At 33.7% G+C, this 15,226-nt stretch carries 14 protein-coding genes; 10 read left to right on the forward strand and 4 right to left on the reverse strand.

The genetic code is table 11. From position 1 onward, the window contains the following. The first annotated feature begins 55 nt into the window (after positions 1 to 55). Positions 56 to 751 (forward strand): DUF2490 domain-containing protein, encoded by a 696-nt coding sequence (locus QMA06_RS11465; RefSeq protein WP_290206997.1) that lies wholly within the window; start codon positions 56 to 58, stop codon positions 749 to 751. Here the strand turns inward: QMA06_RS11465 and QMA06_RS11470 are convergent. The 4 genes from QMA06_RS11470 to QMA06_RS11485 all read right to left on the reverse strand — a co-directional run bounded on the left by QMA06_RS11470 (position 732) and on the right by QMA06_RS11485 (position 6,257). Then, positions 732 to 1,883: a trans-sulfuration enzyme family protein gene (locus tag QMA06_RS11470; protein WP_290206998.1), complete on the reverse strand. Its 1,152-nt coding sequence runs from the start codon at positions 1,881 to 1,883 to the stop codon at positions 732 to 734. The two genes, QMA06_RS11465 and QMA06_RS11470, sit on opposite strands and share 20 nt — an antisense overlap. Before the next feature lie 124 nt (positions 1,884 to 2,007). Then, entirely contained in the window at positions 2,008 to 5,277 is a 3,270-nt protein-coding gene (ccsA, locus tag QMA06_RS11475; RefSeq protein ID WP_290206999.1) for a cytochrome c biogenesis protein CcsA, read from the reverse strand. 89 nt (positions 5,278 to 5,366) lie between these two features. Next, positions 5,367 to 5,816, reverse strand: coding sequence for a large conductance mechanosensitive channel protein MscL (gene mscL / locus QMA06_RS11480; RefSeq protein WP_290207000.1), 450 nt, complete (start codon positions 5,814 to 5,816; stop codon positions 5,367 to 5,369). 51 nt (positions 5,817 to 5,867) lie between these two features. Further along, positions 5,868 to 6,257: a group III truncated hemoglobin gene (locus QMA06_RS11485; RefSeq protein WP_290207001.1), complete on the reverse strand. Its 390-nt coding sequence runs from the start codon at positions 6,255 to 6,257 to the stop codon at positions 5,868 to 5,870. Positions 6,258 to 6,326: 69 nt separating this feature from the next. Here QMA06_RS11485 and QMA06_RS11490 point away from each other — a divergent pair, with 69 nt between their 5' ends. The 9 genes from QMA06_RS11490 to QMA06_RS11530 all read left to right on the forward strand — a co-directional run bounded on the left by QMA06_RS11490 (position 6,327) and on the right by QMA06_RS11530 (position 15,130). Beyond that, positions 6,327 to 7,118 (forward strand): Rossmann-like and DUF2520 domain-containing protein, encoded by a 792-nt coding sequence (locus QMA06_RS11490; protein ID WP_290207002.1) that lies wholly within the window; start codon positions 6,327 to 6,329, stop codon positions 7,116 to 7,118. 14 nt (positions 7,119 to 7,132) lie between these two features. Then, the gene (locus QMA06_RS11495) at positions 7,133 to 7,666 is read left to right on the forward strand and encodes a KdsC family phosphatase (protein WP_290207003.1); all 534 of its coding nucleotides are present in this window, start codon (positions 7,133 to 7,135) and stop codon (positions 7,664 to 7,666) included. Between the two features lie 87 nt (positions 7,667 to 7,753). Next, the gene (locus QMA06_RS11500; protein ID WP_290207004.1) at positions 7,754 to 8,065 is read left to right on the forward strand and encodes a hypothetical protein; all 312 of its coding nucleotides are present in this window, start codon (positions 7,754 to 7,756) and stop codon (positions 8,063 to 8,065) included. Positions 8,066 to 8,072: 7 nt separating this feature from the next. Beyond that, a complete protein-coding gene (locus tag QMA06_RS11505; RefSeq protein WP_290207006.1) occupies positions 8,073 to 8,999 on the forward strand; it encodes a geranylgeranylglycerol-phosphate geranylgeranyltransferase in 927 nt (308 codons plus the stop codon). 1 nt (position 9,000) lies between these two features. After that, positions 9,001 to 9,594: a Maf-like protein gene (locus QMA06_RS11510; RefSeq protein ID WP_290207007.1), complete on the forward strand. Its 594-nt coding sequence runs from the start codon at positions 9,001 to 9,003 to the stop codon at positions 9,592 to 9,594. A 119-nt stretch (positions 9,595 to 9,713) separates the two neighbouring features. Further along, positions 9,714 to 10,661 carry a septum formation inhibitor Maf gene (locus tag QMA06_RS11515; protein ID WP_290207008.1) on the forward strand — a complete coding sequence of 316 codons (948 nt, stop codon included), beginning with the start codon at positions 9,714 to 9,716 and terminating at the stop codon, positions 10,659 to 10,661. A gap of 171 nt (positions 10,662 to 10,832) precedes the next feature. Next, positions 10,833 to 11,366 carry a mechanosensitive ion channel domain-containing protein gene (locus QMA06_RS11520; RefSeq protein WP_290207009.1) on the forward strand — a complete coding sequence of 178 codons (534 nt, stop codon included), beginning with the start codon at positions 10,833 to 10,835 and terminating at the stop codon, positions 11,364 to 11,366. 3 nt (positions 11,367 to 11,369) lie between these two features. Next, on the forward strand, positions 11,370 to 12,449 hold the full coding sequence (corA, locus tag QMA06_RS11525; RefSeq protein ID WP_290207010.1) for a magnesium/cobalt transporter CorA: 1,080 nt from the start codon (positions 11,370 to 11,372) through the stop codon (positions 12,447 to 12,449). Positions 12,450 to 12,610: 161 nt separating this feature from the next. Beyond that, the gene (locus tag QMA06_RS11530; protein ID WP_290207011.1) at positions 12,611 to 15,130 is read left to right on the forward strand and encodes a PIG-L family deacetylase; all 2,520 of its coding nucleotides are present in this window, start codon (positions 12,611 to 12,613) and stop codon (positions 15,128 to 15,130) included. Positions 15,131 to 15,226 lie beyond the last annotated feature (96 nt).

Here is a 15,226-nt window from a genome sequence, read left to right on the forward strand (position 1 = left end):
ATTTCCATGACTGAAAAGAGCCTAGAAATAGGCTCTTTTTTATTTTATTATACAAATGAAATTCTTATTACATATATTCCTCATTTCCATTCTATTTCAGAAGGCATTGTACGCTCAAAAAACTTCTGAAGATTACCTTGGTTCTTGGTACGCACTTGGACTTAACCATCGATTTACAGACCAATTTAGTATGAGTCCTTACGGTGAATTACGATTCTATGAACCTACGGCCAATTTTAATTTGGTCTTTGTAAGTCTATCTACTAATTACCATTTAAATCAGAATCACACTTTTAGTCTCGCTTATGCTTATTTAGATATTGATACTGTTTTAGGTTATGACAAGCGTCCAAATACAAAAGAAAACAGAATATTTGAGCAATACACTTATACCCACAAACTTAAAATGTTTAGTGTACAGCACCGTTTTAGATTAGAACAACGTTTTTTAAATGCCGTAGATAAAAATGATATTCAACATAGATTTCGCTATCGTTTAAGTTTCAAATACGCTATTAACAAAAGCATTTTTGTTTCGCTAAAGGAGGAACCCTTCATAAATTTCCAGGATCAATCGTTTCATGAAAACCGATTCTTTATAGGCTTAGGTATTAACCTGTTTCAGAACACCCAATTTGAAATTGATTATTTGAAACATCACATTAAAAAAAATAACCTTAACAGAATTCAAATAGGAATTAGTATAAAAACAGATTCTAGAAGATCAAAACCTACCTTAAAGCATCCATAGCTTGATTAATATCTTGTTTTAAATCTTTTACATTTTCAATACCCACAGAAAAACGAATCAATTGGTTACTAAGTCCAATAGCATCTCGCTCTTCTTGAGATAGTAATGAATGAGAAGTAAGATGTGGCGACAGCATAGTACTCTCAATTCCTGCTAAACTCATAGACGATTTAATCAATTTCAATTCTTTTTGAAATTGAAGTGCATCCAATTCCCCTATCAACTCAAAAGATAGCATGGCACCGAATCCGCTCATTTGCGACTTTGCTAATTTATATTCTGGATGCGATTTTAATCCTGGATAATTAACTTTAGAAACGTTAGGATGCTTCTCTAGCCACTTAGCCAATTTCATAGCGTTTTTTGTTTGTGCTTTTACTCGCAATCCTAAGGTTTTCATACTTCGTTCTAACATCCAAACGGTCATATCACTTAAGCTTCCTCCTAAATTTTTTCCCACATTCCAAATACGTTCAATATTTTCGTCAGAACTCGCTACAGCTCCTGCCAAAATATCACTATGACCTCCAAAATACTTTGTAGCAGAATGCATCACCATATCTATACCTAAATCCATTGGGTTTTGATTTACAGGCGATGCAAAGGTATTATCAATTGAGGTAAAAATATCTTTAGACTTTCCGAGTTCAGCAATAGCTCTGATATCTGTAATGGTCATCAATGGATTTGAAGGAGTCTCAATATGAATCAATTTAGTATTAGGTTGAATTGCAGCCTCAAAATCGTCAACTTTATAACCATTAGTGAAAGTATATTCTATGCCATATTTTGGAAACTCTTCTTTAATAAAATTCAATGTTCCTCCATATAAAGTATTCTGAACCACTAAATGATCTCCCTGTCTTAAAAAGGCTAAAAACATCGTACTTATTGCAGCCATTCCCGAGCCAAAAATCATGGCCGATTCCGCGTGTTCTAAAGCAGCTATTTTCTTTGCTAAGTGTACTTGGTTCGGGGTGTTGAAATATCTCGGATAGCGTTTAACGTCTACATCCATAAATTCGTAAGATGTGCTTAAATACATAGGAGATACTGCCCCTTTGTATTGCTCGTCTTTAATTTCTCCTATATGTGTACAAATCGTATTTAACCCTGGTGTTTTCTTTGACATAATTTAATTCTTATAAACCCTAAATTTAAAAAAAATGATGGTAATACTTCAGACTCTAAACAAAAATTGATTGATAAAAATTACATCTATCAACCAATTAATATAAATCCTGTACTAAATTTCATTATTTTTTATAATGCTTCCTAAATTGTCTGTATGAGAAAAAACCAAGAACCGCGACAATTCCCAATGTAATTGCAATAAATTTCACGCTCAATATTTGATCTCCACTCGCGTACGAATGTAGTCCTGCGAGATAAAAATTAACCCCAAAATAGGTCATTAAAATACTAGCAAAAGCGAGGATAGACATTAAGTTGTATAACCATCGACTTCTTAAGCCCGGTACTAAGCGCATATGGATTACAAAAGCATATATCATAATACTTATTAGAGCCCAAGTTTCTTTTGGATCCCATCCCCAATATCGCCCCCAACTTTCATTTGCCCACATGCCACCAAGGAAGTTACCAATAGTTAACATTACAAGACCAACCGTTAACGCCATTTCATTAATTATGGTGAGCTCTTTAATATTAATGAGCATGCGTTCTTTGTTCTCTTTAGTCGTAAAAATCATTAACAATAATGATACTACTCCTAAAATCATACCTAATGTGAATGGTCCATAACTCGCCACGATAACCGAAACATGAATCATTAACCAATAACCTTGCAATACAGGCTCTAAATTCCCAATTGCAGGATCCATCCAATTCCAATGTGCTATCATAAGAATCATTGAGGTTACAAAGGCACCTGCTGCCACTGTTATACTCGACGTAGTAATTTTACTCGTAAATGATTGCTTCTTATCTTTAACTTTATTCAGTTCTGGGCTCCTATCTTTTCTTTTGGTAACTCCTACAATAAAACCAAACAGCATAGTGGACCAAGCGACATAAATCATAGATTCATAAGCATCACTCCATGGTGCATGTCCAGACAAATACCATCTCCAGATTAATCCTAAGGTATGTAATACAAAAAGCAGCGCTACTACGCCTAACATGAGATTGATTGCTATTTTTAAAGCACGATTTTTGTATTTAAAAATCTGAGCGATGATAAGCACAAATAATAATGTCCCTGCATACATATACCAACTAAAAAGACGTTTAAAAATATCGTAGTCATTGTACAAAATTTCATACTTTATCTTTTCATCTGATAACATTACCTCACTACCAAATTTGTGCTGAGTCTTTTTAATACCTGTTAATAGTTCTTCGGCTTTAGAATAATCTCCAGTTTCCTTTGCATTATTTAAGGTCACTAAATAAGCCACAAAACCGTTATTTATAAAATTACCATACAGCGTATCTTCAATTTTATCTCTATACCCTTCATCTCTAAACTCTTTTGATGAAATCCACTTATTGTTTTCATCATTAGGAACAGGGAATATTTTTATACTGCGTCCTTCAATAGCATCTGATAAAATACTTAAACGGTTATAGGTTTCTTTAATTTCCTTTTGATGTCCACTTGGTATTTGTGCATTAAATGCATCTTCTATATATGGCCCTAATTTATTGCGACCATTTGCTGTGAAAAAATCAAGTAAACTTACATGTTTCTGATCTGAATCGACACCAATAATATTTCTTATAGAATCTGCCTTCCTAGGGGTTAAGTATATAATCGGAACGTTGTACCAAAGCATTGGACTTTCTTGTATAGACAGAAAAATTTGATCGGCATTAAACTCTTCATAAACATCACTTTTACTAATTTTACGTAACATTTCTGAAGCATAAGTATGCATTGGCATCATACGCCCACTATAGTCTTGGATCACCATTTCAGAAAATTTCTGAGCGTGCTCTTTAGGAGTAATATGAACTCTTAGAATAGAATCTATTTGTTCTTTGACGGGTTTCTTAGCAGTATTGTGACCTTCGTCTTCTGAGTGCATCTGAGCAAAACCAGAAAAACTTAGAAAAAGCAAAATCATAGTCATCATTTTTGCTTTCTTTTCTTTCAGTTTATTCAACCTTTTACGGATTTCATCAAAACGTGTATTTTTAGCAAATAGAATAGCCATTAATCCAAAGTACAAAAGCATATAACCTGCGTAAGTAATATACGTTCCCCAAAAGTCATGATTTACAGAAAGTACAGTCCCTTTTTCATCGGGATCAAAACTAGCTTGAAAGAAGCGATAGCCTTTGTGATCTAAAACATGATTCATATATATATGATAATCAAAATCACCAGCTTCTTTATCCAAAACTGTCACCTTACTTTCGTAAGATGAATACGCTTTTTCCGTTCCTGGGTATTTTTCAGCAATAAAATCATTCAATTTTATTTCATAAGGCAATTGCAGCATTTTAGGCCCGTATTTCAATGCCATCTCTAAGCCACCTATTTCAAACTCTTCATAACTACTATTTATGCTCGGACCACCTAAAACACCGATTTCTTTGGTCTCGCCATTTGCAGAAACTTCGAAAATTAGGCCATCTTCATCGCCTTTTAATAGTTGTGATTTCTTAACAATACCAAAATCACCTTTCACAATAGGTTTAGGCAATACAAATTGCATATTACCTATAATATAGCGCGACCTAAGTATTAAAGGTTGTAAACTATCCTTAACCAATTTACCTGTAGCACCAGTTGCCATGGTCATATATTCGCCATCATAAGGAGACTGAATAAAGAGGCCTTTATCAGTTTCAGAAATATTTATAGCACCATCTTGATACTTGTTTAATGATATTAAAACATTATGCAAATTCGCAACTTTGCCTTCTTCTAAAAAATGATTGTGAGGAGCACCTTGCCCTGCTTCTACTATTTTTAAATAACGTTTGCCAGATTCACTCGAAATAATATCTTTTTCTGCTCCTTGAATTAATTCTTTAAGCTTAACAGTAACTTCCGTTTTACCATAATCAAAAGTCTTATTAAAAGTATTATCTAATCTAGGCGAAAAATCAACTTCTTCTTCTATTTTTCTTTGCTGTAATTGACCGTTAATTTCAAAATCACCAATAATTCGTCCGCTTATGTACGTTTTTCTTGAGAAGAATTCGCTTTCTGTTTCACCTTCTCTAATTGGCATCATCCCTTCAAAACCAACATAACGCGTAATAAACGCACCGAAGAGAATAAAAATAAAAGAGACATGTAAAATTAATGTAGCCCACTTTTCTTTTTTATATAAGCGGTATCTAAAGAGATTACCCATAAAGTTAATAATGAAGAAAACCATTATCGCTTCAAACCACCAAGCATTATAAATTAATGTTCTCGTGTATGGAGTCGGTGAAGTGTCCATGTTCCTATCTAAAATAGTACCAACTGCCATGGCGACGGCAAAAGCAATAAATAAGAACGCGGTAAGTTTTGTAGAAAATAGGAAATTAGCGATTTTTTTTTGCATAACTATGGCTTTTATAAGCTCGCGCAAAGATATGGTATTTTAACGATTTAGATAGGCCGTTTATCGCTTCAAAAGTTGTTAAAATTCTATTAATTTCTAGGTTTCGTCTTTAGCATATTGTTTTGCTCTTGCATTAACTCTTTCAAATCGGATAGCAATTGAATATCTTTCGGCGTCACTACGGTTTTATCCTTGGTATCTTGTGATCTTGCTCGTAACCTATTCATAAATTTTACGATGATAAACACTGTAAAACCAATAATAATAAAATCTAAAAAGACTTCGGATAATTGTCCATAGGCTACCGCAACTTCTTCTGTAATGGTGGTGCCAGATGCATCTACACTAGCCTCTCTTAAAACCCATTTTTTATCCCCAAATGTAACTCCATCAGTTAATAAGGATATTGGAGGCAATATAACTTGCTTAGCCAAAACATCGATAACTTTATTAAATGCTGCACCAATAATAATTCCTACAGCCATATCCATCATATTACCTTTAACAGCGAACTCTTTGAACTCTTTTAGCAAACCCATATATACATATTAAAATTTAGATCGCAAATTTAAGTAGAAGCTTATAGAAAATTAGGAATTTCTTGCAGCAAAAATATTCATATACATAAATGTACCCATCTTCCGTGCACGTCGTTTTGCATTTTCGGCATAATCACCCTCAAATAATTCATCGATAGTTTGAAACCATAAATTTAACCATAAGCCAAAATGTAATTCGGTAATACTATGGTTAAATGCTTTATCTACGTTAGTATGCGCCTCTAATGGATTACCATAAAATTTAGTTTTTAGAAATAAGCTCGATTCCCAAAATGTCGTTAAATGTTCTAAGTGAGCTTCCCAATCCTTTATTGTTTCGTCGAAAAATGGCCCTAATTTTTCATCTTTTCTGACCTTTTCATAAAATTTGGATACCAATTGAAATATATCTTCTCTTGTTTTAATGTCTTTTTTATTCATTATTTCAAAGTTATTCTTTTAATCCCATTCTTATCATTCTAAGATAAGAAATCTTAGTACTTTTACAGCATGATTTCAGTTATATTACTCGGTGCCGGTAATGTTGGCACACATTTATATAAAGCATTTTCAAGTTCGGATGCCGTGACCGTTACGCAATGGTATAATCGTAATCGAACTTCAATTTCTTCTTATGCCAATGAAGTGGAAATAACAGATTCGTTGACAGAAATAAAGAACGCTGACGTTTATATTATGGCGATTAGTGATGACGATATTGCCCAATTTTCTTCTGATTTACCATTTACAAATCGTCTTGTTGTTCATACTTCCGGAAGTGTTGCGATGCACGATATAGATAAGAAAAACAAGATTGGTGTTTTTTATCCTTTGCAGACATTTTCTAAAGATGCAGAAATCGATTTTACAGAAGTTCCAATTTGTATTGAAGTTTATGAAAAAGAGAATTTAAAAATTTTAAAAGATTTAGCAAAAGCTACGGGTTGTAAACCTCATAAAATCACAACCGAACAACGTCAAACACTACATTTAGCCGCTGTTTTTGTTAATAATTTCACGAATCAATTGTATAGAATTGGTCACGAAATTTGTGAAACAAAAAATATAGAATTTGAAATCTTGCATCCTTTAATTGAAGAAACCGCAAAAAAAATTCAAAATATGTCCCCTTTTATGGCACAGACAGGTCCTGCTAAGCGTAATGACAAAAAAACCATAAAGCGACAATTAAAGTTAATTGAGAAAGAAGAGCATGAAGCCATTTATAAAATGCTAACATCCTCTATTAAAAAAACGCATGGTGTTAAAAACTACCGACCAAGAAAAGGAAAAGCCAATTAAAAATAAAACAACCAATGAACGACGATAAAAGCTACAAAGAATATCTAGCAGACATAACCACATTTATTTTTGATGTAGATGGTGTTCTTACCGATGGCACAATATCCGTTACTACGGACGGCGAAATGCTAAGAACCATGAATATTAAGGACGGTTTCGCACTAAAAACAGCTATCGATGCCGGATTTAATCTCTGTATTATTTCAGGTGGTTCTAATGAAGGTGTTCGAAAGCGTTTAGCTGGTTTGGGTATAAAAGACATTTTTTTAGGTGCGCATAATAAGATCGAACAACTTACTGACTATTTAAATAAGCACAATCTTTCTAAATCGCAAGTGTTGTATATGGGAGATGATATCCCAGATTATCCTGTTATGAAACTGGTCGGTTTACCTTGTTGTCCTCAGGATGCGGTCCCTGAGATAAAAGCGATTTCAAAATATGTTTCTCATAGAAGTGGTGGAAAAGGAGCCGTAAGAGATGTTATAGAACAGGTGTTGAAAGTTCAAAATAAATGGACTGGTAATTTTAATGCTAAGTATGATTAGAACAAGAGAATTCAGCTCCGTTCACAACTGTTGCGTCACTGCATAAAATAATAGGTGAAACTATCTATAAAATAAGTAAACAAATACATGTCCAATAGACGACGACATAGCACAGGGTTTGGATATATCGGTTTTGGTAACAGTCAACAATCATATAATCTAAAAGCAACTAAACCCTTTTCAATTTATAAGGAAAAATTAGACCTTGAAGCACATTTGCATTATAAAATACATTTTTTACACAAAGACTTAACAAAAGACGATAAACAAAAAATAAAAGACAACATAAGGCGACAAGAACGCAAACTTTTAAAGCAAACCTCTATTATTAGTGTAATTGTTTTTCTTATCGTTGCGTTTGGCGCCTACTACTTAATCAAACAAATATTATCCCATTAACCCTCAAATGATTCACTTTCTTAATTTAATTCGTTGGAAAAATTTATTGATGATTGCGCTCATGCAATATTTAATAAAGTATGCGCTATTATTACCGTTTAGAGAAAGTCATGGTGTTTTAATAACGCTGAGCGATTTCAACTTTTTCTTATTAGTTTTGTCTACGCTCTGTATAGCAGCAGGTGGTTATATCATTAATGATATTTATGATGTTCACACCGATAAAATCAACAAGCCTAATAAATTACTCATCAATACTTACATTTCTGAAAAAACGGCTACAACACTTTTTATGCTACTGAATATTGTTGGTGTTGGTATCGGTTTTTATTTAGCAAACGGCATTGGAAAATCTGGATTTTTTGCCATATTTTTTGTCGCCTCAGCTCTACTCTACATCTATTCCTCTTCGTTAAAACAAATTGCAATTGTCGGCAATGTTGTAGTTTCAGTAGTGGTGGCACTAAGTATTTTATTGGTGGGTATTTTTGAACTCATCCCTGCTATGAACGCAGACAATAAAACAGTTCAAACCACCTTTATTAATATTATTAAAGATTATGCCATCTTCGCATTTATGATAAATTTGGTCAGAGAAATGGTGAAAGATATAGAAGATATTGATGGCGATCATAATGTTGGCATCCAAACGTTACCTGTATTAATAGGAAGAGATCGCGCGACTAAAATAACATTCGTTGTCGCATTAATTTCCATATTTTCAATAATCTATTACGTTATTACTTATTTATTTAAGCAGCAAGTTGTTGTCGGTTATTTTTTAATTTTTGTTATAGCTCCGCTTATTTACATTTGCATTAAACTTTTTAATGCCGAACGAAAAACACAATACCAACACATAAGTCTTATCTTAAAATTGGTAATGCTTACCGGAATGCTATCTTTATTGCTTTATAACTTCATCTTGAAATAATATGTTAAAGGATAAACTAAAAGATTTCAACATTATTCTAGCCTCGGCATCACCTCGTCGTCATGCATTTCTAAAAGCCATGCATCTCGATTTTGACATACAATTAAAACCAGTTGATGAAATTTATCCGGAACATCTAAAGCGTGAAGAAATAACCGATTTTTTAGCAAAATTAAAAGCTGAACCTTTTACTGAATCATTAAGAAGTAAAGATATTCTTATTACAAGCGATACCATAGTTTGGTTAGGCGGCAATGCCATTGGTAAACCAAAAGATGAAGACGACGCGTTCCACATGATAAAATCCTTGAGCAACAAAGTTCATGAAGTAGTAACCTCAGTTTGTTTCACTTTAAAATCTGAACAGCGTATCGTAAACACGGTAACCGAAGTAACATTTAAAGCGTTGACTGATGACGAAATTCGCTACTACATTCACAATTTTAAACCTATGGACAAAGCTGGTGCGTACGGCATTCAAGAATGGATTGGTGCCATTGCAATCACAAGTATAAAAGGCTCATACAATAATGTTGTTGGCTTGCCTACGCATTTACTTTACGAAACGTTAAATACCATTGCAGACGATTTTTAGAGCCTTATCTTTATTAGGATTTAGTACACTGAGCATTACTCAAATGAATACCATTTTTTTCATAGTAGATTAAGACGTAAATCGAAGTGCTTTGTTAACATTACTACATTCAAATAATCATGATAAAGCTAATAAACCCTAATACAATACTCCTTTTATTAATAGGACCATTAATAATCGTCACTTCTTGCAAAGAACCCCCTAATGAAGCCTCCGAGAACCCGAAACGCTCAATATCGCAACCTAAATCCGACTCTTTAAGACCAGTTACCAAATTAACTTCAGAATTTAAAGATTATTGGTATAATGGTGAAGCAGAAATCACATCGTATAAATTAGAGCAAGCGCGATATGGCGAAATACGAAAAGGAACGGCTGTTTTAATTTTTGTAACTGAAGATTTCCTGCCCAAAGCGCAAGTAAAAGCGGATAATTATAGCGACAACAATATTCCGATATTAAAGCTAAATGCTACTAAAAATTTCAATACAGGCCTTTATCCTTATTCCATAATGCAGAGTACATTCTACCCTGTAGTCAATAATCAACACGCGCTAAAAATTTCGGCATCTGTGCAAGAATGGTGCGGACAAGTTTATACACAACTGAATAATCGAGATAAATTTGAAATACAATCACACTCTTATTTTCAAGGCGAAGCAGATGAAAAATTTCAACTCGAAAAGACGTGGACAGAAAATGAAATTTGGACTAAATTGAGACTAGATCCAAAGTCCTTACCCACGGGAAACATTAAAATGATACCATCCCTTGAATATTTAAGATTAAAACACGAAAACTTCAAAACTTACGACGCCACAGCACGTCTCGACAAAGATACATACACGTTGACATATAGTGATTTAAACAGGACACTAAAAATTAATTTTAATCCTAATTTTCCTTTCGATATAATGGGGTGGGAAGAACGGTTTTTAAGTGGTTATGGAGATACGGCTTCGGTATTAACAACTAAGGCTTCAAAATTAGAAACTTTAAAATCGGACTATTGGACTAAGAATAATAATTCCGACCTAAACCTTAGAAAAACTTTAAAATTGCAATAATCAAATTAAAGGAATCTAGATTATATTTGTTAGTAAATTCATGTAATCATTGCACGACTTCGGACACGCTGTTTTTTTATAAACATAACTCGCAAGTATCAAGACTACATGTAAAAAGAACTAAATTTAGTTCCGAGAATTCGGTAATTAATAGTGATAAAAATAATAAGAATGCCAAACTATTTTCAGTTATATCAAACCGAAATTATATATACAACCATACTGTTTGTAATATTATTTACAACTCGAAAAATAATTGTCTTAACTGTAAAAAAAATAGGACATAAAAGTGGGACTACAGAAGCGCGTGCCACATTGATAGGTCGAAATGTCACCGTGGTAATTGTACTAATTGCAATATTAATTGAGTCCATTATTTTAGGAGTGGAGCCTCAACAAATTTCATTAATTTTCTCTTCGGTATTTGCGGTGATTGGCATTGGTTTATTTGCTATTTGGTCCATTCTAAGTAATATAACCTCTGGCGTTATTATGTTCTTTTCCTTTCCCTATAAAGTGGGTGATAAAATTAAAATTCATGATAAAGACGCCCCCATCGAAGCTATTATAGAAGATATTAGGGCGTTTCAGCTTATTTTAAGAGAAGATAATGGCAACATTACAACTTATCCTAATAATCTCATTCTTCAAAAAGCTGTAACTTTAATGCAAAAAGATGCTTTGGACGATACAAGTATTTTATAACCTATGAAGAAAAGAACCGCTAAAAAACGCACACAGAATCATAAAAAGCATACTGGTAAAGCCCCAGGTACCTTAGTCTATACGGGAACTAAAACCGACAAGCAACTGCGTATAGAATCCTTCGATTATAACAAGGATAGTATAAAAGAAAGCGAATTAACCAATATCGAAGATGCCATTTCTTTTAAAGATACGGATTCAATTTCTTGGATAAACATAGATGGCTTAAACTCAATAAAAGAAATAGAACATATTGGTAAACAATATGATTTGCATCCGCTTGTTCTCGAAGATATTGTAAATACCACACAACGTCCTAAAATTGACGAATATGATGATTATCTTTTTGTGGTTCTTAAAATGTTGTATTACGATAGTGACGAAAATATAGTTATTGAACAAGTAAGTTTTGTTTTAGGTAAGAATTATGTATTGTCTTTTCAAGAATCTGAAGGTGATGTGTTTGATAACGTTCGAGAACGCATCCGCTCAGGGAATGGTCGTATTAGAGGGTTAAAATCAGATTATTTATTATACGCTTTAATTGATGCCGTTGTAGATAATTATTTTAGCATCATTGAAACCTTAGGCAACAAAATTGAAGATTTAGAAACCGATTTATTTTCTGGCACAGCCAAAGAGGATATTAATATTGAAGTCCAACAATTAAAGCGTGAAATCTTAAAAGTCCGTCGTGCTATATTTCCGCTTCGTGAAATCATCAACCGCGTTGAAAAAGGCGAACATCCACTTATCTACAAACGCACACTCACCTATTACAGGGATGTTTACGACCATTTAATTCAGGTATCTGAAAACATAGATATCTACCGTGAAATGATTTGGAGTTTAATGGACATGTACATGACTACCATTAGCAATAAGATGAATGAAGTAATGAAAGTCCTTACCATAATGTCTTCAATTTTTATTCCGCTAACCTTTCTTGCAGGTATCTACGGAATGAATTTTGAGTACATCCCAGAGCTAAGATATCGTTACGGTTATTTTGTGCTTTTGGGAGTGATGTTTTTAATGTTTTTGGGCTTGCTGTATTATTTTAAGCGTAAGAAGTGGTTGTAGCCATAATTAATTTTAGTCACCGATATGCTTTGATGCTATTCGGAATCTTTAAAAAATTCTCGAATCCGTATAAAGTCTTATCCAATGTTAAAAAAATCCAAAAGCACCGCTATTACCTACCAACTTTTCTATATTTGATGAGGAATTAACTCTGCTATAACATGTACAAAATTAGACTCTGTCTTTTGCTTCTCTTAGGCACTATATTTTCACTTCAAGCCCAAAAACCAAAAACTTACAACGCATCAGAAATTTACGAAACCGTTCAAAAACTTAATGTTTTAGGATCCGTTCTATATATCGCTGCGCATCCAGATGATGAAAACACACGACTTATTTCATACATGTCTAACGAAGTCAAGGCACGCACGGCCTATTTATCCTTAACACGAGGCGATGGCGGACAGAACCTTATCGGTCCTGAAATTAGAGAGCTTTTAGGTGTGATTAGAACACAAGAATTATTAGCCGCAAGACGTATCGATGGTGGCGAACAACGTTTTACAAGAGCCAATGATTTCGGCTATTCAAAACATCCCGATGAAACTTTAGAAATCTGGAATAAAGATGCCGTGTTATCAGATGTGGTTTGGGCGATTCGTGAGTTTAAGCCCGACGTGATCATCAACCGTTTTGACCACAGAAGAGCTGGAGAAACCCATGGCCATCATACCGCTTCTGCCACGTTGAGCATAGAAGCTTTTGATTTGGCCAATGATGTATCAAAATATCCCTCACAATTAAATTTCACTGAAACTTGGCAACCTAAACGTTTGTTCTATAACACCTCTTGGTGGAGATATGGAAGTCAAGAAGAATTCGACAAATTAGATAAAAGCAACATGCTCAATTTTGATATTGGTCAGTATTATTCAAACAAGGGATTATCTAATAACGAAGTGGCCTCTTTGGCTAGTAGCCAGCATTTAAGTCAAGGATTTGGGCGTTTATCGCAACGTGGATCTCAGCAAGAATATATTGAATTTTTAAAAGGCGAACCGCTTAATGAAAGTAATAATATTTTCTCAGGAATTGATACATCTTGGAACAGAGTTGATGGCGGAAAAGCCATAGAAACGATTCTGAAATCGGTTGAAACGAATTTCAATTTTAAAAATCCGTCGTCACATTTACCACAACTTTTAGAGGCTTATAAATTAATTCAAAATCTAAAAAACAACCATTGGAAGACTGTTAAAACGCGTGAAATAAAAACAATCATTGAAGCCTGTGCTGGTTTATATCTCGAAGTTTCTGCAAAAAGTCCAAATGCTACACCTAATTCTGAGGTGACTTTAGATATGGAAGTTCTAAACAGAAGTTCAGCTAACATTGATTTGGTATCTTATGAGTTGTCGGGAATTGAAAGCGGAATTTCTAAAAATATAACCTTACCTTCTAATCAAAGATTGAATTTTGAAGAAGGAATTACAATTCCAAATACTAAAAATTACACGACTCCATATTGGTTAAACACACAAAGTACTTTAGGCATGTACGATGTAAAAGACCAAGAATTAATTGGCTTACCAGAAACTCCACGAGCCGTTTTTGTAGATTTTAATTTAAGGATTGAAGGAACACCAATAAGTTTCAGTAAACCGGTCATCTATCGGTATTCCAAACCAGAAAAAGGCGAATTGTATAGACCCTTTGAAATCATTCCTATGGTATCGGCGAGTTTGAGCAGCGATGTCTATATTTTTGAAAATGAACAACAAAAAGAAATTGAAGTCACTATAAAAGCGGGTAAAGATATTATAGAAGGCTATGTGAAAATGGCATATCCAAAAGATTGGGAAGTTTATCCTGAAAAACAAAAAGTTCAAATTGTTAATAAAGGAGATGTTCAAAAGGTAGTTTTTACAATTATTCCTCCAAAAAATCAAAGTGAGGGATTAATAACACCCATTGTAAATATTGATGGTGAGAATTATTCTGACGAACTTATAGAAATCGATTATACACATATTCCTTTTCAGACAGTTTTAATGCCTAGTAAAAGCAAAGTCGTACGATTGAATATTGAAAAACGTGGCACTAATATTGGCTACGTCGAAGGTGCAGGAGATGTGGTTTCAGAAAGCTTAAGACAAATCGGTTATAACGTTACCATTATTGCACCTGAACAAATTTCGCCAGATAACTTATCTAATTTTGATGCCATTGTTGTTGGCATAAGAGCGTATAATATTGTGGATGACTTAAAATTTAAACAAAGATTTTTATTAGATTACGTAAAAGACGGTGGAAATTTAATCATTCAATACAATACCAACAGAGGTATAAAAGTAGATAATTTAGCACCTTACGGTTTACAATTGTCCAGAGATAGAGTTACTGATGAAAATGCCGATGTAGTGATTTTAGAACCAAATCATCCGTTGTTAAATTTTCCTAATAAAATTACTAGCGCAGATTTTGAAGGCTGGGTGCAAGAACGTGGTTTGTATTTCCCAGATGAATGGTCTAAAGAATTCACGCCATTACTAGCTTCAAAAGATAAAGGAGAAAGTTTAAAAAAGGGAGCTTTATTGGTCGCTAAATACGGAAAAGGCAATTATATATATACGGGATTGAGCTTTTTTAGAGAATTTCCTGCTGGAGTGACTGGAGCTTTCAGAATTTTCACTAACTTACTATCCGCAGAAAAAGCCGATGAACGGTCTTTTAAAAATTAAAATTTTGCGACAACTACTAATAAACCAACCACAAAGAACTAACTAATAACCATCACAATGCACAACCAAAACAACATTCAACCAAAACAAAAATGG

Origin of the sequence: Winogradskyella bathintestinalis (assembly GCF_030407435.1) — a bacterium.
Lineage (GTDB): Bacteria > Bacteroidota > Bacteroidia > Flavobacteriales > Flavobacteriaceae > Winogradskyella > Winogradskyella bathintestinalis.